A 19,425-nucleotide genomic window follows, 5' to 3' on the forward strand; every position below is an offset into this window, starting at 1 on the left:
AAAACTGTATTTTAAAAAGTAAATAATTCATTTATAGTAATTTTCAGGTTTTGGTCTTTGTAATACAATAAATTTAATACCTTGTGATTATGAAATGGCAAAACGCGATTAGAGATTATCAATTGTTTTTAAAAATTGAAAGAGGTTTATCTCAAAACACTATTGATAGTTATTCTAGAGACTTGGATAAATTAACCTTGTTTTTGGAAGAAAATGAAATCAATCTCTCTCCTATTTCTATTACTGAAACTAATATTCAACAATTTATTTATAATGTTGCTAAAAAAGTAAACCCAAGAAGTCAAGCAAGAATAATTTCTGGTTTACGAAGTTTTTTTGATTATTTAATTTTTGAGGATTATAGAAAAACAAATCCAACAGACTTAATAGAAGCTCCAAAAATTGGAAGAAAATTACCAGATACATTGTCTGAAGATGAAATAAATGAACTTATTACTGCAGTTGATTTAAGTCATCCTCAAGGAGAAAGAAATAGAACAATTTTAGAAACAATGTATAGTTGTGGTTTGCGTGTTAGCGAGCTCATCACCTTAAAAATTTCTGATTTATTCTTTGAAGAAGGTTTTATAAAAGTAACTGGAAAAGGCAATAAAGAACGTTTTGTACCGATTCATTATCGTGCTCAAAAATATATTTCTATGTATATTACTGAAATTAGAAGTCATCTAAAAACGACTAAAGGCTTTGAAGACACGCTCTTTTTAAACAGACGTGGTAAAGGTTTAACTCGTCAAATGATATTTACTATTTTAAAAGATTTAACTATTAAAATCAATTTAAATAAAAAAATAAGTCCGCATACTTTACGTCATTCTTTCGCAACTCATTTATTAAAAAATGGTGCAGACTTAAGAGCGATACAGCAAATGCTTGGACATGAAAGCATCACTACTACTGAAGTATATGTTCATTTAGACAATAGTTATTTAAAAGAAGTTGTAGAAACTTTTCATCCTAGAAAGATCCTTCCTGAGCTTTAGATTTTGTGAGTACCTAATATAAAGCAGAAAAGATGTTCTTACTCATAAAGAAATTTTGAACTAAAAAAAAATTCCTACTTCAAAAGCAGGAATTTATTAAAAATATAAGTTTAAGTATTTACTCTTCCCTAAGAAAAAAATAATAGTAACTACTTAGCAACATTTACAGCTCTTGTTTCTCTAATTACAGTTACTTTTACTTGACCTGGGTACGTCATATCATTTTGAATTTTTTGTGAAATATTAAATGATAATTCAGCGGCTTTCGTATCATTAACTTTACCACTTTCTACCATAACACGTAATTCACGACCAGCCTGAATAGCATAAGCCTTTTGAACACCTGTAAAGCCAAAAGCAATTTCTTCTAAATCTTTTAAACGTTGGATGTAAGAATCCAATACTTGACGCCTTGCCCCTGGTCTTGCCCCTGAAATCGCATCACAAACTTGCACAATTGGAGACAATAAACTCTTCATTTCTATTTCATCATGATGGGCTCCAATTGCATTACAAACCTCTTCTTTTTCTCCATATTTTTCAGCCCATTGCATTCCTAAAAGTGCATGAGGAAGTTCACTTTCTGATTCTGGCACTTTACCTATATCATGCAAAAGACCAGCTCTTTTTGCCAATTTTGAGTTTAAGCCCATTTCAGAAGCCATAATTCCACAAAGGTTTGAAACTTCACGCGAGTGCTGTAACAAGTTTTGACCATAAGAAGAGCGGTATTTCATTCGTCCAACAGTTTTAATCAATTCTGGATGTAAACCATGAATACCTAAATCTATAACTGTTCTTTTACCCACTTCTATAATTTCTTGAGTAATTTGCTTTTCAGTCTTTTTAACAATTTCTTCAATTCTAGCCGGGTGAATTCGACCATCAGTAACCAATTTATGCATTGCTAAACGCGCAATTTCTCTTCGAACAGGATCAAAACAAGACAAAATAATTGCTTCTGGAGTATCATCAACAATAATTTCTACACCCGTTGCAGCTTCTAAAGCTCTAATATTACGACCTTCTCTACCAATAATTCGCCCTTTAACATCATCAGATTCAAGATTAAATACAGATACGCAATTTTCTACTGCTTGCTCAACACCTACCCTTTGTATAGTGCCTAAAATAATTTTTCTTGCCTCTTGTTCTGCTGTTAATTTTGACTCTTCTATAGACGTCTGTACAAAAGCCATTGCTTCTGACTTAGCTTCTTCTTTCAAAGAAGATACAAGCTCCTTTTTTGCCTCATCTGCAGATAAACCAGAAATTTGTTCTAGCATGTCTACATGACGTTTATGCATTTTATCAAGATCACTTTCCTTATTCTCTAAGAAATCTAACTTAAAATTATAATCTTTTTCTTTTTGCTCTAAAGATTGATTTAACCGTTTATTTTTATCAACTTCTGAAGCCACTTTAGATTCTCTATCTCGAATTCTTTTCTCTACATCTGAAATCTTTTTTTCTCTAGATAAAATTACTTTTTCATGTTCCGATTTCAGTTCAATAAATTTTTCTTTTGCTTGTAATATTTTATCTTTTTTAACTGATTCTGCGTCTATTTTTGCTTCCTTTAAAATAGTTGCAGCTTCTTTTTTAGTAACGTCAAGTATCTTTTTTCCTTTCGATTTTTCCATCAATCTAAAGATTATAAAACCTATTACTGCTCCTGCTAAAACTCCCATAATAATGGGAAGTATCATATCATCCATAATTTAAATTTAATATAAAAAAAAGCCTACACTAGTTGGGTTTTTAAACTCCAAAATGACATTTATAGGACTAACTAACCGTTCAAGACTCCATTTAAATATTAAATAAATTCAATATTAATGGCATGCTTTTGCAGTTAAGACTCATCCTTCATAATAGAATAGTGTTGAGTTTAATAAACAATTACTAACGTAGGCAGTGTGTTGTTAATGTATTTTAATGAACTTACTTTAAATGAGAACTTACCAATTTAGTAAGTTCACTTATTTTTTCTATTTCTTCTTTTTTTGTGTGGTTTTTATCCAAAGATAATATTTCTAATTTAGATGCAAATTGCAGCGCAGACATTGCTAAAACATCTTGTTTATCGCTAACGGCGTAATTTTGCTCATACATAGAAATTAGATTATTAATTGCTATTGCAGCTTTACGCATCCCCTCTTCTTCTTTAATGTTATTAACGCTTAAAGGATAAGTTCTGCCTGCAATTACAATATTAATCTTTAGTTTTTCCACAATGTAAAGAACTTTATTCTTGTAACTGAATAATACACTTATCAATTTCTCTAATCAATGTATTTATTTTCAGTTTTGTATCTTTAGTATTTATACTACTGCCTTCAATAGTTTTAGCAATTTTCAGCATATCAAATTCTTTTTTTTGCGCTACTAAATTTTGCTCTTTTTCTAAAAGTTGATGTTGTAATTTTGTGTTATTTTGAAGCAATATTTGATTTTCACTTTTTAAAAACTCATAATTAGAAAGTAGTATTTTTAACTTATCTTCCAGTAAATGAATTGCTTCTATCGTATTACTCATCTTACATTTTAGAATAATCTATCTCTACAAAGTTAACATTCTGTTTTATACTTTACAACATTTTATCACTTTTTTACTAATTCACTGAAATTAAACAAATTATAAAAACAATGATTTTCACTATTTTTACCGAAATAATAAATGCATTTTGAAAAAACTACTAGTTCCCTCCATTTTATTGCTTCATTTTTTATGTTTTTCTCAAGAAAAATATCCAAAGAATTATTTTATGAACCCTTTAGATATACCAATTCTTTTATCTGGTTCATTTGGTGAATTACGCAGCAATCATTTTCATGCAGGTTTAGATATTAAAACGCTAGGAAAGGAAGGCTTACATGTTTTTGCTGCGGCAAATGGTTATGTTTCCCGAATAAAAGTGCAGCAGTTTGGCTATGGAAAAGCGATTTACATTACACATCCAAATGGATATACAACTGTCTATGGTCATCTAAGCAAATTTACTGATGCAATTGAACAATATGTAAAATCAATTCAATATAAGAAAGAAAATTATGCTACTGGAAACTTATATTTTAAAAAAGATAAATTCCCTATAAAAAAAGGAGAAATAATTGCTTATTCTGGTGATACTGGTGGCTCTGGAGGACCACATTTACATTATGAGATTAGAAATACTGCTACAGAACATGTTATAAACCCGCTCTTATTTGGCTTGAAAGTTGAAGACACAAAAGCTCCTGTTTTTCAAGCCCTCAAAGTGTATGCTTTAAGTTCAGATGCAAGAATCAACCAACAAAGAAAAAGCTACCAAATCCCCATTAAAAGTATTGGTAAAGGCAAATATACTGCTGGTAGAATTACTGCAAGTGCTCTGATTGGTTTTGGGGTTAGTGTTTTTGATCGATTTAACAAAGCACCAAATAAAAATGGAATCTATAGTTTAGAAATGCTGGTAAATGGTAAACGTTTTTACTATCATGATGTAGAAACTTTTTCATTTGCAGAAAGTAAATTTTTAAATTTACATATTGACTATGAACATTTTAAAAAATACAAAAGACGATATCAAAAAACACATAAAGCAACTTCAAATGCTTTATCTACGTATGAAGACTTGATAAATAATGGGAAAATCAACATCCAAAAAAATTTAAACTATGCAATAGAAATTATTGCAAAAGATTTTGAAGGAAATCTAAGTTCCCTTAAAATTCCTGTTGCGGGAAAAGAAAGCAACGCTATTTTCACGAAACAAAAAGATACAACAGCTTATAATGTGATTACTAAGAATTTTAATAAGTTCACACAACAAAATGTAACGGTTGCTTTTCCTAAAAACACTTTTTATGAAGATGTGTATTTAGATTTTAATGTTGATAAAGAAATCGCAAAAATTCATACACCAACAATTCCTTTAGATAAAAGTTTTACATTAACGTTTAATGTTTCTAAGTATTCTGAAGCTGAAAAACAATCCTTATATATTGCAAACGTTGAATATCCAAAATACCCAAGATATCAATATACCAGAAAAAAAGACAGTACTTTTTTTATTACAACAAAAATTTTAGGCAATTACACCTTACTTTCAGACACTATAAAACCTACCATTAAATTGTTATACCTCCAAGATCAACAATGGATTTCAAATGCTAAAACACTAAAAGTTAAAATTGCTGATATTGATTCTGGTATTAAAAACTACCGAGCAACTATTGATGGAGAATGGATTTTAATGCAATACAATCATAAAAAAAGAATTTTAACCTATAATTTTAGTGATAAAAAATTGGTTGGTAGCAAACATATCTTTAAAATTGTAGTCTCAGACAATGTAGGAAATACGAATGAGCTTTCTGCAACGTTCTTTAAGAAACAAATAAACTAACTTTTGTGAAAAAAATATGCTTCTTTTTGTTACTATTACCAAGTTTTCTAGTAGCCCAAAAAACCACAATCTTAAAAGGTACTGTTAAAAATAATCAGAGAGCACCTATAGAAAAAGTGTCTATAAAGTTTGGAAATACTGGAACTGTAAGTGACAAAGCTGGAAATTATCAACTAAGAATTCCTTTTAAAGAAGAAATTACTTTAGTCTTTAGTCACGTTTCTTATCGAACTTTTACAAAAAAATTTACTGCAAACAGCAGAAATACCGTTCGCTTCTCCCCTACTTTAACTTTAAAAACTGAACAACTAGATGAAATTATTATTAAAGATAATAGAAAAATAGCTTCAGGAATTACCAATATTGATATTAAAAAAGCTAAAAATATTATTGGCCCAAACGCAGGTGTAGAAAACGTTTTAATGACTTTACCTGGGGTAAGTAATAACAACGAATTAAGCACTCAATACAATGTTAGAGGTGGTAATTTTGATGAAAACCTTGTATATGTAAATGGAATTGAGATCTACAGACCTTTTCTAATTAGATCTGGTCAGCAAGAAGGTTTAAGTTTTATCAATTCGAATATGGTGCAAAATATTAATTTTTCTGCGGGTGGATTTCAAGCAAAATATGGCGATAAATTATCATCCGTTTTAGACATTACGTATAGAAAACCAAAAGAAACTGCCACCACCATAGATGCAAGTTTGCTAGGTGCAAGTGTAACTTTTGAAGGTCAGTTTTTTAAAAATAAACTGAATACAATTACTGGTGTTCGATATAGAGACAATAGTTTATTTGTAAATAGCAAAAAAATTGAAACCAATTTTAGACCAAAATTTACAGACCTACAAACCTTTTTAACCTATAAATTTTCAGAAAAATTTTCACTTAATTTTTTAGGTAACTTTTCTTTAAACAATTACGATTACCAACCATTATCAAGAAGAACACGTTTTGGAACAGTAGCGAATCCATTAGAGTTGATAGTTTTTTATTCTGGACAAGAAAAAGATAAGTATTTAACAATGTTTGGCGCTTTATCTGCTGATTATAAAGTAAATAAAAATTTTACTTTAACAACTACAGCTTCTAGATACAATACCCAAGAAGAAGAACATTTTGATATTGCTGCAGCGTATAGTTTAGGTGAAGTTGATGCCAATATTGGTTCTCAAAATTTTGGCGAAGTAAATTTTTCTCAAGGAATTGGCTCACAACTAAATCATGCACGTAATGATTTAGATGCTTTAATTTCTAATCTTCAAGTTAGAGGAACCATTAAAAAAGGGAAAAATCAATGGAATTTTGGAGCTAAATATCAAAAAGAAGAGATTAAAGATAGAATTAGAGAATGGGAAATTATTGACTCTTTAGGGTTTTCTATTAGACCTCCTTATCATGTAGCAAACGATCAACCATATGAGCCTTTTGAAGGAGAAATTACGCCGTATCAAAATATAAGAAAAGACAATAATGTTGCAATAAATAGAGTTTCTGGCTTTGCACAATTCAACCAACGTTCTTTTTGGAATGAGCATGAAATTTTTTATAATATAGGTATTAGAGCTCATAATTGGTCTGTTACAGGAAATGGAATAAAATCTAAAAGTCAAACTATTATTAGTCCAAGAGCACAATTCTCTATCAAGCCAAATTGGCAAAAAGATATGTTGTTTAGAGTTTCTGGTGGTTTATATGCACAACCGCCATCGTATAGAGAATTAAGAAATTTTAATGGTGATATAAATGTAGATGTAAAAGCACAAAAATCAATTCATTTTGTTGCAGGAATGGATTACAGTTTTCAAATGTGGGATAGACCTTTTAAACTGACGACAGAAGTTTATTTTAAAGATTTATCTGATGTTAATGCGTATTCGATTGATAACGTAAGAATACGTTATAGAGCTGATAATGTTACTACTGCTTTTGCAAACGGAATTGATGTACGTTTAAATGGAGAGTTTGTGCCTGGAAGTGAAAGTTGGGTAAGTTTAGGATATCTAAAAACCGAAGAAAATATAAATAATAGAGGAGTTATTGCTAGGCCTTCTGATCAACGTATAAAATTTGGAATTTTGTTTCAAGATTACATGCCAAATTTACCTGATTTAAAAGTATACTTAAATTTAGTTTATAATACTGGAGTTCCTGGAGGTGCTCCTGCGTATTCAGATGTATATCAATTTCAAGAACGTTTAAGAGATTACAAAAGAGCAGATTTAGGTGTTTCTTACATTTTTGTGGATGCCAGTAAAAAATATACTACCGGTTGGCTTTCTAAATTCAAAGAATTAACCGCTGGTTTAGAGCTCTTTAATATGTTTGATATTCAGAATTCAATAACAAATACGTGGGTAAGAGATGTATACTCTAAAACACAATTCGGAATACCTAATTACATGACCTCTAGAATTTTAAATTTTAAAGTTGGCATGAAATTTTAAATATAAAAAAGAGTTAACTTTCATTAACTCTTTTGTATATTTCGATGTATGCAGAGATTTTAACCCAAAATCTGAGCAGCATGTGCTTTTGTTTTCACTTTTAAAATAATGTCTTCAATAACTCCATTTTCGTCAATAACAAAGGTAGTTCTGTGAATTCCGTCATATTCTTTTCCCATAAATTTCTTTGGTCCCCAAACATTAAAAGCTTCTATAACAGCTTTATCTTCATCTGCTAACAAAGGAAATGGTAACTCGTGTTTATTTATCCAATTCTGTTGTCTTTTGGCAGAATCTGCACTTACCCCTAAAACGTCATATCCTTTCGCTAAAAAAGTTTGATAATTATCTCTTAAATCACATGCTTCATTAGTACAGCCAGGCGTACTTGCCTTTGGATAAAAGAATAACACTAACTTTTTACCTGCGTAATCAGTTAGTTTAATTGTATTTCCAACATTGTCTTTTGCTTCAAATTGTGGAGCATTATCTCCTATTTTTAGTGATGTCATATTCTTAATAGTTTTTAAAGTTTAAAAGTACAAAGTTTATAAAGTTCTTTCAAGTTTATTCTTGAAAAAATAAATTTTTAAAACAGTCTACTTTACTTTCAACTTTTTAACTTTACAACTTTATAACTCATTTTATGACGAAGCAAGAAAAAGTTCAATTTGTAATTGACACACTTGAAGAAAAATATCCAGAAATTCCAATTCCTTTAGATCATAAAGATCCATATACTTTGTTAATTGCTGTTTTATTATCTGCACAATGTACAGATGTGAGAGTGAATAAAATAACACCTTTATTATTCGCTAAAGCGGATAATCCTTTTGACATGATAAAAATGTCTGTGGAAGAAATTAAGGCAATTATTAGACCTTGTGGATTATCGCCAATGAAAAGCAAAGGAATATATGGTTTATCGAAAATTTTGATTGAAAAATATAACGGAGAAGTTCCGCAAAGTTTTGAAGGTTTAGAAGAATTGCCTGCTGTTGGTCATAAAACGGCAAGTGTGGTTATGAGTCAAGCTTTTGGTATTCCGGCATTTCCTGTAGATACTCATATTCACAGATTACTATTTCGCTGGAATTTAACAAACGGAAAAAATGTTACACAAACAGAAAAAGATGCAAAACGTTTGTTTCCAAAAGAATTGTGGAATGATTTGCACTTACAAATTATTTGGTATGGCAGAGAATACTCTCCTGCACGAGGGTGGAATTTAGACCAGGATATCATTACCAAAACCATTGGAAGAAAATCAGTTTTGGAGGAATATTATAAAAAAATAAAGCAATAAAAAAAGCCTCAACGTTAGTTGAAGCTTTTTCCACTCTTAATTCAAATTCAATTCAATGAAATTTTTTGATTTAATTTTCGCAATAGTTAGCGATTTGGAAAAATTAATCAAAAATTGAACTGTTTCTTGTTTAGGTTGCATCTGTAAATTGGATGACTTTCTTGTGTAAAGTTTCATCATATATTTTATTTAATCTACTGGTTATAAAATATTAACGACACTTTTTTACTTTTATTATTAGTTTACTAAAATAATTTCATGTTTTTCTATTAATTTTCTCATATTTATTAAAGCATATCGCATTCTGCCCAATGCTGTATTAATACTAACACCAGTATTCTCGCTTATTTCTTTAAAACTCATGTCTTTATACATGCGCATTATTAAAACCTCTTTTTGTTCTTCTGGCAATTCTTTCACTAAATCTCTTACATCACTATAGATCTGCTCTTGGATAATTTTTTTTTCAGCATTCAAACTCCCATCACCTAAAACAGAAAAAATATCAAATTCATCAGTATTTTTAAATGTTGGCATTCTATTAGATTTTCTAAAATGATCAATAACTAAATTATGAGAGATACGCATCACCCAAGGTAAAAATTTACCTTCTTCATTATAATTTCCTTTTTTCAGCGTTCTAATGACCTTAATGAAGGTATCCTGAAAAACATCTTCAGTAATATCTCTATCCTGAATTTTACTATAAATAAAGCTGTATAATCTTTGCTGATGTCTTTTAATTAGGATTTCTAAAGAAAATTCATTCCCTTCGATGTAACTCTTTACTAAATTGCTGTCTGTTTCTTTTTTATTACGCATCATAACTACTTTTTTGAAGAAAGAAAAGTATCTCTCTTATTTATTATTTATCAATAATTTAAAAGTAATTTTTAGCTATATGCGTTTTTTAAGAAGGTTATTATAACCTCAAATATAAAGGTTATTTTTAAATTTTACAACTATTTTTACAAATACTTTAACAAATTCAATGCTATTATTATTTTAAATTCGATGAAAATAGTGGTATTTTTATAGCATATTTTAAGATTAAATGAAGATTGATATTTCTACTGTAAACCCTAAAGAAAACATCATAATTAAAGGTGCGAAACTGCATAATTTAAAAAATATTGATGTCGTTATTCCAAGAAAAAAATTAGTAGTCATTACAGGTCTTTCTGGGTCTGGAAAATCTTCTTTAGCTTTTGATACCTTATATGCTGAAGGTCAAAGAAGATATGTAGAGAGTTTAAGTTCTTATGCGCGTCAGTTTTTAGGTAAATTGCACAAACCAAAAGTAGATTATATTAAAGGCATTGCACCTGCGATTGCCATTGAGCAAAAAGTAAATTCTACAAATCCACGTTCAACAGTGGGAACATCAACAGAAATTTACGATTACATAAAACTTTTGTTTGCAAGAATTGGTAGAACCTTCTCTCCTATTTCTGGTAAAGAAGTAAAAAAAGATACTGTTTCTGATGTCGTGAAATTCGTTAAAGAGTTTCAAGAAAAAACGAAACTACTTTTATTAGCACCAATTATTATCGATGAAAATCGAGATTTAAAGACTGTCTTGCAGGTTTTAGAACAACAAGGTTATGCCCGTTTAAAGTGGAATCATAAAGTATACAGAATTGCAGATTTCCCACAAAAAGATTTTAAAAATGAAGCCTTATTTTTAGTGGTTGATAGAATTATTACGAAAGATAATGAAGATTTTTACCACAGATTGGCAGATGCAATTCAAACTACTTTTTTTGAAGGAAAAGGAATTTGTTTTATTGAAAATTTAGAAGACAACCAGGTGGCAGAGTTTAGTAATAAGTTCGATTTAGATGGCATGTCTTTTCTAGAGCCCAATACACACTTGTTCAGTTTTAACAATCCTTATGGCGCTTGTCCAACTTGCGAAGGTTATGGAAATGTAGTTGGAATTGATGAAGCATTAGTGATACCAAATACTGGGTTATCAATTTTTGAAGACTGTATTTTTCCTTTTAAGACACCTTCTTATTTGCATTATAAAGAAGACTTAATTGATGTTGCCTATCAATTTGATATCCCGATCCATAAACCTTGGTTCGAGCTCACTGAAATCCAAAAGGAATTGGTTTGGAGTGGAAACAAAAACTTCAAAGGAATTCAACATTTTTTTACTGTTTTAGAAGAAAAAAGTTATAAAATTCAAAATAGAGTAATGCTTTCGCGTTATCGTGGAAAAACAAAATGTACTTCTTGCCATGGAAAACGATTACGGAAAGAAACCGATTTTGTAAAAATAAATGATCATACCATTTCTGATTTGGTTACGCTTCCTTTAGATGAATTAACGCTCTTTTTTAAAAACATAAAACTAGATAAGTACGAAGCAAAAATTGGAAAACGTTTACTTACTGAAATTAATAATCGTTTGCAATTTTTAACCGATGTAGGCCTGTCTTACTTGACGATTAACAGAACCTCAAATACTCTTTCTGGTGGTGAAAGTCAGCGTATAAATTTAGCAACTTCTCTAGGTAGTTCTCTAGTTGGCTCTATGTATATATTAGATGAACCAAGCATTGGCTTGCATCCAAAAGATACAGAACGTTTAATAGGAGTGTTAAAAGATTTACGTGATTTAGGAAACACCGTTGTTGTTGTAGAGCATGATGAAGACATCATGAAAGAAGCTGATTACATCATTGATATTGGACCAGAGGCGGGAACTTTTGGTGGTCATGTGGTTGCAGAAGGAACTTTTAAAAAAATTTTAAAATCAGACTCTTTAACAGCAAAATATTTAAATGAAGAGTTAAAAATTGAAGTCCCTACAAAACGTAGAACTTCAAAAAATAGTATACAAATTATTGGAGCAAGAGAGCATAATCTCCAAAATATTGATGTTACATTCCCTTTAAACTGTTTATCTGTAATTACAGGAGTTTCAGGTTCCGGGAAAAGCACATTAGTCAAAAATATTTTATATCCATCAATGCAAAAAAAGTTGATTGGCTATGGAGATAAAATTGGACAGCATACAGATATAAAAGGAAATTTCGAAAATTTAAAACACGTAGAATTTATAGATCAAAATCCTATTGGGCGTTCTTCACGCTCAAATCCGGTAACCTATATTAAGGCCTATGATGATATTAGAATGTTATATTCTAATCAAAAATTGTCAAATATTAGAAATTATAAACCAAAGCATTTTTCTTTTAATGTTGAAGGTGGTCGCTGCGAGGTTTGCAAAGGTGAAGGTGAAGTAACTATTGAAATGCAATTTATGGCAGATGTGCATTTAGAGTGCGACGTTTGTAATGGAAAGCGTTTTAAGAAAGAAGTTTTAGAAGTAAAATTTGATGGAAAATCTATTGACGATATTTTAAGCTTAACTATCGATGATGCTGTTGCATTTTTCTCTGAAAACTTAGTGCCTAAAATTGCCAATAAATTAAAACCTTTACAAGATGTTGGTTTGGGTTATGTAAAATTAGGGCAATCCTCTTCTACCCTTTCTGGTGGTGAAGCCCAAAGAATTAAACTAGCATCGTTTTTAGTAAAAGGAAATTCCAAAGACAAAGCTTTATTTATTTTTGACGAGCCCACAACAGGTCTACACTTTCATGATATTAAAAAATTATTAGGCTCTTTTAATGCCTTAATTGATAAAGGACATTCGATTATTGTAATTGAACATAATATTGAACTCATAAAATGTGCCGATTATATTATTGATTTAGGTTTAGATGGTGGTAAAAAAGGTGGAAATCTCATTTTCCAAGGAACTCCTGAACAATTAGCAAGAAATAAAAAATCGTATACTGCTAAATATTTAGCAGAAAAGCTAACTTTCTAAGAATACAAAAACTCTAATTATAGTTTTAGTAGGAATATTTGAAGCAATCTTTAAATCAGGAGTTAGTGGAGACTTTGAGGTACGATTGCTTCTTTTGAAATTCTAAAATTCCATAATATTTAAATTTAATCCTATATACATTTTAAAAACAAAAAAAGTCTTCTCTAAATAGAGAAGACTTTGTCTTTTGGGTGGAAGACGGGACTCGAACCCGCGACACTCGGTACCACAAACCGATACTCTAACCAACTGAGCTACAACCACCATATAATTGCGGATGCAAATATAATTGTTTTTTCTTTTTCTAAGAAAGAAAAAATCAAATTAATTTATCTAAATTTTCTACGGCAACATAACGTTCTGTAGTAAAGCCTTCTGCGTATTCCACATTAATTAATCGCCCTAAATCTCTAGCTCTATAATTAATACTATCAATAAAATTTTTACTAGTTATTGGCGTTTCTGGTTCTTTACTATTTTGGTCATAAAATTGAGATGAGTATGTTGATACAGCATCAATTTTTTTTTCAACAAAACCAGTAACGTCAACTACAAAATCCGGTTCAATATTTTTCCATTGAATATAATGATAGACTTTTTTTGGTCTCCATTTTTCTTGATTTTTACCTTCTACAGAGGTGTTAATTTTTACTAATCCGCTTAAAAAACAAGCATCAGAAACCAAACTACTTCCTTTAGGATGGTCTATATGCCTATCATCAATAGCATTACACAAAACAATTTCTGGTTGATATTTACGAATCATTTTAATAATTTCTAACTGATGTCTATTATCATTTATAAAAAACCCATCAGCAAAGCGCAAATTTTCACGCACTGATATTCCTAAAATATCCCCTGCGCTTTTAGCTTCGAGATCTCTTAAATTTGCAGAACCCCGAGTACCTAACTCACCTCTTGTTAAATCTACAATCCCTACCTTTTTACCTAAAAAAATTTCTTTGGCAATGGTTGCTCCACAACCTAATTCTACATCATCTGGATGTGCCCCAAAAGCTAAAATATCTAATTTCATAAATTATTCTTTTTTAAAAATCATCTTCTTTTTGGATCAAAAAAATATTTAAAACGAAAAAAATGTCATGATTTTATTTTAATAGTATCCTATAATTGAGCAATATTAAATAAACAATCCCTTAAAGTAACTAAATTAAAGAAATTATTTAAAAAAGAGATATTTCTATTTCGTTTTCGTGGATGCATTTTAATAAAATTAAGCATTGTTTTTTATCATAATCATAAAAATTAAAAGAGTTTTAAAATGATGACATTTGTCATAAAAATCAGCCAACAATGCCCTAATTTTACCTTCTTAAAGAAAGAGAAATATTTAATAAAAATTAGATAATTATGGTTTTAATGCTCGTTATTTTAACAATTACAATTGGTGTGTTTATTTGGGGAAAATACTCTCCAGATGTCGTTGCCCTAGTATCCATGCTAAGCTTATTTTTATGTGGAATTTTAAATCTAAATGAAACTTTAAGTGGTTTTAGCAATCCTACCGTAATTATGATCGCTGCTTTGTTTATCATTGGTGAAGGTTTATCACAAACAGGATGGACCGCCTTAGCAGGGAGAAAACTAATTGATTTAGCAGGGAAAAGTGTTCCTAAACTATTAGTGATTATTACTCTAGGTTCTGGAGTTTTATCTGGTTTTGTTAGTAATACAGGTACAGTAGCTACTTTATTACCTGCCACAATATCTTCCGCTTGGAGTATTGGTACATTACCTTCAAAAATATTAATTCCTGTTGCTTTTGGATCTAATACTGGTGGTTTGCTAACATTAACGGGAACTCCACCAAATATTATTGTAAACAATAGTTTAATTGAAGCTGGTTTTGAAGGTTTTTCTTTCTTTGAATTTGGATTGATTGGTTTGCCTCTTTTAATCATTGCCATTTTATATTTTAGATATATAGGTTTTAAACTTTTACCTAAAAACAAAACCAACAACAAACCAATTAATATAGATTCTACGCTCCATGAATGGATTGAAGTCTATAAAATTGAAAATGATTATTACAGACTAAGAATAAGATCTGTATCTCCATTAATCAATACAAAAATTAGTAATTGGGATTTAGAAAATAAGTATAAAATAAATATTATTCGTTTAAAGAGAAGACACCCAAATCGATTAAAAGGAACACAACCTTTTATTGAAATGCCTAAGGAAAATACCGAATTGCGATATCATGATATTATTACTGTAAAAGGTACCACTGAAGATATTAATAAATTGATGATTAATTTTAGATTAGGACTTTTAGCAAAAGAGTCCGCTGAAAGCGAATTAAGAAACAATTTAATAAGTCAAGAGGTAGGAATGTCTGAGGTTTTGGTTACACCTAATTCGCGATTAGTGGGAAGAGAAATTAAATTACATGAATATTTTAAAAGATATGACATTCAGTTATTAGCTACTTCTAGACACAGAAAACCGTATTTAGAAGATTTAATTACTGTAAAATCTGGAGATAGTTTTATTATTAGAGGTCCTTGGAGAAATATAGAAAAGTTAAAAAATCAACACGAAAATTTAGTTGTAGTTGGAAGTCCAGAAGAAATGTTAAAAGATGTAGATGATTTAACTCCTAAATCATACATAGCATTAGGTGCTTTAATATTAATGATTGTGATGTTAGTTTTTAAAGTTGTTCCAGGTTCTATTGCTGCTTTAATTTCTTCAGGAATTGTACTATTTGCTGGCTGCATACCTTTTTCTAAAGCATACAAAGCTATTAGTTGGACGAGTGTGGTAATGATTGCTGCTATGATTCCTATGGGGGTTGCAATACAAAAAACTGGTGCTGCAGTAATGATTTCTAATGCTATTATTGATTTACTAGGAAAAGAAAATCCGACTTTATTATTGGCAGGAATCTTTTTACTAACTACAACATTTAGTCAATTTATAAATAATTCTGCAACAGCTGTTTTAATGGCTCCAATTGTATTATTAACTGCGAGCATCTTGCAAGTAAATCCTGAACCACTTTTAATTACTATTGCCATTAGTGCATCAACCGCATTTTTAACCCCTATAGGAACGACCACAAATGCAATGGTTATGAGCTCTGGTAATTATAAGTTCATGGATTATTTTAAAGTAGGCTTGCCGCTTTTAATCATCTTTTTAATAACTACAATTATTCTTGTACCAATTATTTGGCCTTTTTAATCAATAAAGCTAATTACTTAAAAAATATATAATCTCGATAAGGCTCTTAATTTAAGCTTAAAAAACTTAATCATTTTAGACTTAGACATTATGAAAACAAGAATATTTTACATATTATTATTCATTTCAATTATTAGATTACATGCACAAAGCACGAACAAAGGTGAAAATTCTTTAGGAACTTGGTATGCAGTTACCACCTCTAGCAAAGTTTCTGATAAATTTAGTATTAGCGGTTCTTTAACGAATTGGAATTATAAAATTGTAGACAATCAGCACTTATTATTAGCTATTATTGGATTAAATTATAAGGTTAATAATGCTGTATCTTTTGGAATTGGATATGGATATGGAAGTATAGATACAAGTTTCGAAGAAACAGGTGATCCGTACTTAATAGAGAATAGGACTATTGAGCAAATTAGTGTAAAATATAAAGTGTATAAATTTTCATTATCTCATAGATTTAAATTAGAGCAACGTTTTATTGAATATGAAACACAGTATAAATTTAAAAATAGAATTCGTTATCGTTTTAAAAGTTCATTTCCAATTAATAAAAGATTGTCCATTACTTTTTATGATGAAATTCATTACCATTTAATAAACGGGTTAGATTTTCATCAAAACAGAGCGTATGCAGGTTTAGGTGTCAAAATTAATAAAAACATGAATTTCCAATTTGGGTATGCAAGACATAGCTACAAAACAAAAAGTTTTAACAGACTATCTGCACAACTTAATCTAAAGTTTGATTTCAGAAAAGCAAAGATTTAATTCTTTGCTTTTTTTATTGCTTGTTCTATATCAGCAATTAAATCTTCTGTTTCTTCAATACCTACAGAAAACCTTATTAAGCCATCTTTAATTCCTCTCTCTAAACGTTCTTCTTCATTTAATAAAGCATGTGTAGTTTGCGTAGGACTTACAGTTGTACTCTCTACACCAGCCAAACTCATAGAGGGTTTTATCAATTGTAAACTGTTTTGAAATTTCATTGCATCAATTCCTTTATTTAATTCAAAAGATAACATGGCGCCAAAACCTTTCATTTGTTTTTTTGCAATTTCATACTGTAGATGACTCTTTAATCCTGGATAATATACCTTATCAATATTGGGATTACCCTCAAAATATTCAGCCATAATTTGAGCATTTTTTGTTTGCTCTTTTACACGCAAATTCATGGTTTTTAAACTTCTTTCTAATAACCAAACAGTTTGATCGCTCAAATTACCACCAAAATTAATAGCAGTTTTCCATATCTGTTCTATATGTTTTTTGGATGCTGCTACTGCACCAGCAGAAATATCAGAATGACCGCCCATATATTTTGTAGCAGAATGTAAAATGATATCAATTCCAAAATCAACAGGGTTTTGATTGATCGGTGAGGCAAATGTATTATCCATCATCGTTATGATCTCATGCTGTTTTGCTAAAACAGAAATTGCTTTCATATCTGTAATGCCTAATAACGGATTTGAAGGCGTTTCTATATAAAGAATCTTCGTGTTTTTTCTGATTAAGCTTTTAAAATCATCCACTTTATCACTTTCTGTAAAAGAATATTCTATTCCGTATTTATCAAATTCAGCAACCACAAAGTTATATGTACCTCCATAAATTACTTGTTGAATAATTACGTGATCTCCTTTTTGTAAAAAAGCTAACATGGCATTCGAAATTGCAGCCATTCCTGAACTAAAAATCAAAGCATCTTCTGAATGTTCTAAAGCCGCAATTTTTTTACACAACATTTCTTGATTTGGTGTGTTTAAATATCGAGGATAGCGCTTCACATCTACTCCATCAAAAGCATAAGAAGTAGACATGTAGATTGGAGAAATTGCTCCCTTAAATTGCTCATCTTTTACTTCACCAACATGAACGCAAGTTGAGTTTATTCCTAATTTTTTACTTTTATCCATTTCAGAAAATTTATATTGCTAATTTAAGAAAACCTATTGATTAGTTTCTACAAAAAAACAATATCTTCGTTTTATGATATCAGTTTTACTTGTTGGAAATGGAAATGTTGCTGCACATTTACACACTGCTTTTTTAAATGCTCCTGCTATAAATGTTACTCATGTAAGTTCTAGAGATTTAGAAATCATTCCGCAAGCGGATATTACGATCATTGCTGTTTCAGATGATGCCATTGCGGAAGTTTCATCCAAAATTAAGAACCATTTTGTAGTTCATACATCAGGAAGTGTGGCCATGAATGGTTTAAAAAACACCACAAGAAAGGGTGTTTTTTATATGTTACAAACTTTCTCTAAAGATAAAATAGTAGATTTTTCTGAAGTTCCTTTTTGTTTAGAATCTGAAAATGAAAATGATTATAATTTATTGGAAAAACTTGCAAAGTCAATTGGAAAAAAAATGTATGCTATAAATTCAGAACAGCGTAAAACAATCCATTTAGCTGCAGTTTTTGTAAATAACTTTACGAATCATCTGTATAAAATTGGGAACGATATTTGTAAGGAAAATAACGTGCCTTTTGAAATTTTACAACCCTTAATTAAAGAAACAGCCTCAAAAATTGAGGAATTATCTCCAAAAAAAGCACAAACAGGACCAGCTATAAGAAATGATGAAAAAACAATAAAAAATCATTTAAATTTGCTAGATAAAAAGCAACAAAAAATCTATAAAATCTTTACAAAATCAATCCAAAATGGAGATAAGCTATAAACAGTTATTACCCAATATAAATACCTTAATTTTTGATGTAGATGGAGTTCTTACAAATGGCATAGTTACTATAATGCCAGATGGTGAATTAGTAAGACACATGAGTATTAAAGATGGATATGCCCTAAAAACCGCTGTGGATCAAGGTTTTAATATTTGTATTATTTCTGGTGGAAATAATGAAGGGGTAAGAACACGTTTAGCTAACTTAGGTATTAAAGACATTTATTTAGGTGCGCATGATAAAATAAAGCAATATCAAGAATTAGTTCATAAATATCAATTACAACCAGAAAACGTTTTGTATATGGGTGATGATATCCCTGATTTTCCGGTAATGAAATTGGTAGGATTGCCTTGTTGCCCAAACGATGCAGTTCAAGAAATTCAAAGCATATCTAAATACATTTCATACAAAAAAGGTGGTGAAGGTTGCGTTCGAGATATTATTGAGCAAATTTTGCGAGTTCAAGGAAAATGGGACAATAATTTTAATGCTAAATATGACTAA

The 19,425-nt window shown here is 30.0% G+C and carries 16 protein-coding genes and 1 tRNA gene; 9 read left to right on the plus strand and 8 right to left on the minus strand.

Features of this window, described 5'->3' with window-relative positions:
* Positions 1 to 89 precede the first annotated feature (89 nt).
* Positions 90 to 1,001, plus strand: coding sequence for a site-specific tyrosine recombinase XerD (gene xerD, locus BLT88_RS08460; protein WP_091954169.1), 912 nt, complete (start codon positions 90 to 92; stop codon positions 999 to 1,001).
* A gap of 149 nt (positions 1,002 to 1,150) precedes the next feature.
* Here xerD and rny read toward each other — a convergent pair whose 3' ends face one another.
* The 3 genes from rny to BLT88_RS08475 all read right to left on the minus strand — a co-directional run bounded on the left by rny (position 1,151) and on the right by BLT88_RS08475 (position 3,540).
* A complete protein-coding gene (rny, locus tag BLT88_RS08465; protein WP_091954170.1) occupies positions 1,151 to 2,719 on the minus strand; it encodes a ribonuclease Y in 1,569 nt (522 codons plus the stop codon).
* Positions 2,720 to 2,945: 226 nt separating this feature from the next.
* On the minus strand, positions 2,946 to 3,236 hold the full coding sequence (locus BLT88_RS08470) for a cell division protein ZapA (RefSeq protein ID WP_036786630.1): 291 nt from the start codon (positions 3,234 to 3,236) through the stop codon (positions 2,946 to 2,948).
* Between the two features lie 13 nt (positions 3,237 to 3,249).
* A complete protein-coding gene (locus BLT88_RS08475) occupies positions 3,250 to 3,540 on the minus strand; it encodes a hypothetical protein (protein WP_091954172.1) in 291 nt (96 codons plus the stop codon).
* 229 nt (positions 3,541 to 3,769) lie between these two features.
* Here BLT88_RS08475 and BLT88_RS08480 point away from each other — a divergent pair, with 229 nt between their 5' ends.
* Positions 3,770 to 5,392: a M23 family metallopeptidase gene (locus BLT88_RS08480; protein WP_231959951.1), complete on the plus strand. Its 1,623-nt coding sequence runs from the start codon at positions 3,770 to 3,772 to the stop codon at positions 5,390 to 5,392.
* Between the two features lie 5 nt (positions 5,393 to 5,397).
* A complete protein-coding gene (locus tag BLT88_RS08485; protein ID WP_091954175.1) occupies positions 5,398 to 7,845 on the plus strand; it encodes a carboxypeptidase-like regulatory domain-containing protein in 2,448 nt (815 codons plus the stop codon).
* A gap of 59 nt (positions 7,846 to 7,904) precedes the next feature.
* On the opposite strand, the gene bcp is transcribed toward BLT88_RS08485, so the two are convergent.
* Positions 7,905 to 8,357, minus strand: coding sequence for a thioredoxin-dependent thiol peroxidase (bcp, locus tag BLT88_RS08490; RefSeq protein ID WP_091954176.1), 453 nt, complete (start codon positions 8,355 to 8,357; stop codon positions 7,905 to 7,907).
* A gap of 134 nt (positions 8,358 to 8,491) precedes the next feature.
* On the opposite strand from bcp, the gene nth reads away from it, so the two are divergent.
* Positions 8,492 to 9,151: an endonuclease III gene (gene nth, locus BLT88_RS08495; protein ID WP_036786640.1), complete on the plus strand. Its 660-nt coding sequence runs from the start codon at positions 8,492 to 8,494 to the stop codon at positions 9,149 to 9,151.
* A 237-nt stretch (positions 9,152 to 9,388) separates the two neighbouring features.
* Here the strand turns inward: nth and BLT88_RS08500 are convergent, their stop codons facing one another.
* On the minus strand, positions 9,389 to 9,973 hold the full coding sequence (locus tag BLT88_RS08500) for an RNA polymerase sigma factor (RefSeq protein ID WP_091955738.1): 585 nt from the start codon (positions 9,971 to 9,973) through the stop codon (positions 9,389 to 9,391).
* Positions 9,974 to 10,205: 232 nt separating this feature from the next.
* Here BLT88_RS08500 and uvrA point away from each other — a divergent pair, with 232 nt between their 5' ends.
* Complete coding sequence (uvrA, locus tag BLT88_RS08505) at positions 10,206 to 12,998, plus strand: excinuclease ABC subunit UvrA (RefSeq protein WP_091954178.1); 2,793 nt, start codon at positions 10,206 to 10,208, stop codon at positions 12,996 to 12,998.
* Between the two features lie 189 nt (positions 12,999 to 13,187).
* Here uvrA and BLT88_RS08510 read toward each other — a convergent pair.
* Positions 13,188 to 13,263 (minus strand) — tRNA-His (locus tag BLT88_RS08510).
* A gap of 54 nt (positions 13,264 to 13,317) precedes the next feature.
* Positions 13,318 to 14,034, minus strand: coding sequence for a bacillithiol biosynthesis deacetylase BshB1 (bshB1, locus tag BLT88_RS08515; protein WP_091954179.1), 717 nt, complete (start codon positions 14,032 to 14,034; stop codon positions 13,318 to 13,320).
* A gap of 344 nt (positions 14,035 to 14,378) precedes the next feature.
* On the opposite strand from bshB1, the gene BLT88_RS08520 reads away from it, so the two are divergent.
* Together BLT88_RS08520 and BLT88_RS08525 are read left to right on the plus strand one after the other, a co-directional pair.
* Positions 14,379 to 16,208, plus strand: a complete 1,830-nt coding sequence (locus BLT88_RS08520) for an SLC13 family permease (protein WP_231959953.1) — start codon at positions 14,379 to 14,381, stop codon at positions 16,206 to 16,208.
* A gap of 90 nt (positions 16,209 to 16,298) precedes the next feature.
* Positions 16,299 to 16,985 carry a DUF2490 domain-containing protein gene (locus tag BLT88_RS08525; protein ID WP_091954182.1) on the plus strand — a complete coding sequence of 229 codons (687 nt, stop codon included), beginning with the start codon at positions 16,299 to 16,301 and terminating at the stop codon, positions 16,983 to 16,985.
* On the opposite strand, the gene BLT88_RS08530 is transcribed toward BLT88_RS08525, so the two are convergent.
* Entirely contained in the window at positions 16,982 to 18,139 is a 1,158-nt protein-coding gene (locus BLT88_RS08530; protein WP_091954184.1) for a PLP-dependent aspartate aminotransferase family protein, read from the minus strand. The two genes, BLT88_RS08525 and BLT88_RS08530, sit on opposite strands and share 4 nt — an antisense overlap.
* 73 nt (positions 18,140 to 18,212) lie before the next feature.
* On the opposite strand from BLT88_RS08530, the gene BLT88_RS08535 reads away from it, so the two are divergent.
* The gene (locus BLT88_RS08535) at positions 18,213 to 18,914 is read left to right on the plus strand and encodes a Rossmann-like and DUF2520 domain-containing protein (protein ID WP_091954185.1); all 702 of its coding nucleotides are present in this window, start codon (positions 18,213 to 18,215) and stop codon (positions 18,912 to 18,914) included.
* On the plus strand, positions 18,898 to 19,425 hold the full coding sequence (locus BLT88_RS08540) for an HAD family hydrolase (protein WP_091954187.1): 528 nt from the start codon (positions 18,898 to 18,900) through the stop codon (positions 19,423 to 19,425). Before BLT88_RS08535 ends, BLT88_RS08540 begins: the two co-directional genes overlap by 17 nt.

Origin of the sequence: Polaribacter sp. Hel1_33_78, assembly GCF_900106075.1 — a bacterium.
In the GTDB taxonomy this organism is placed as follows: domain Bacteria; phylum Bacteroidota; class Bacteroidia; order Flavobacteriales; family Flavobacteriaceae; genus Polaribacter.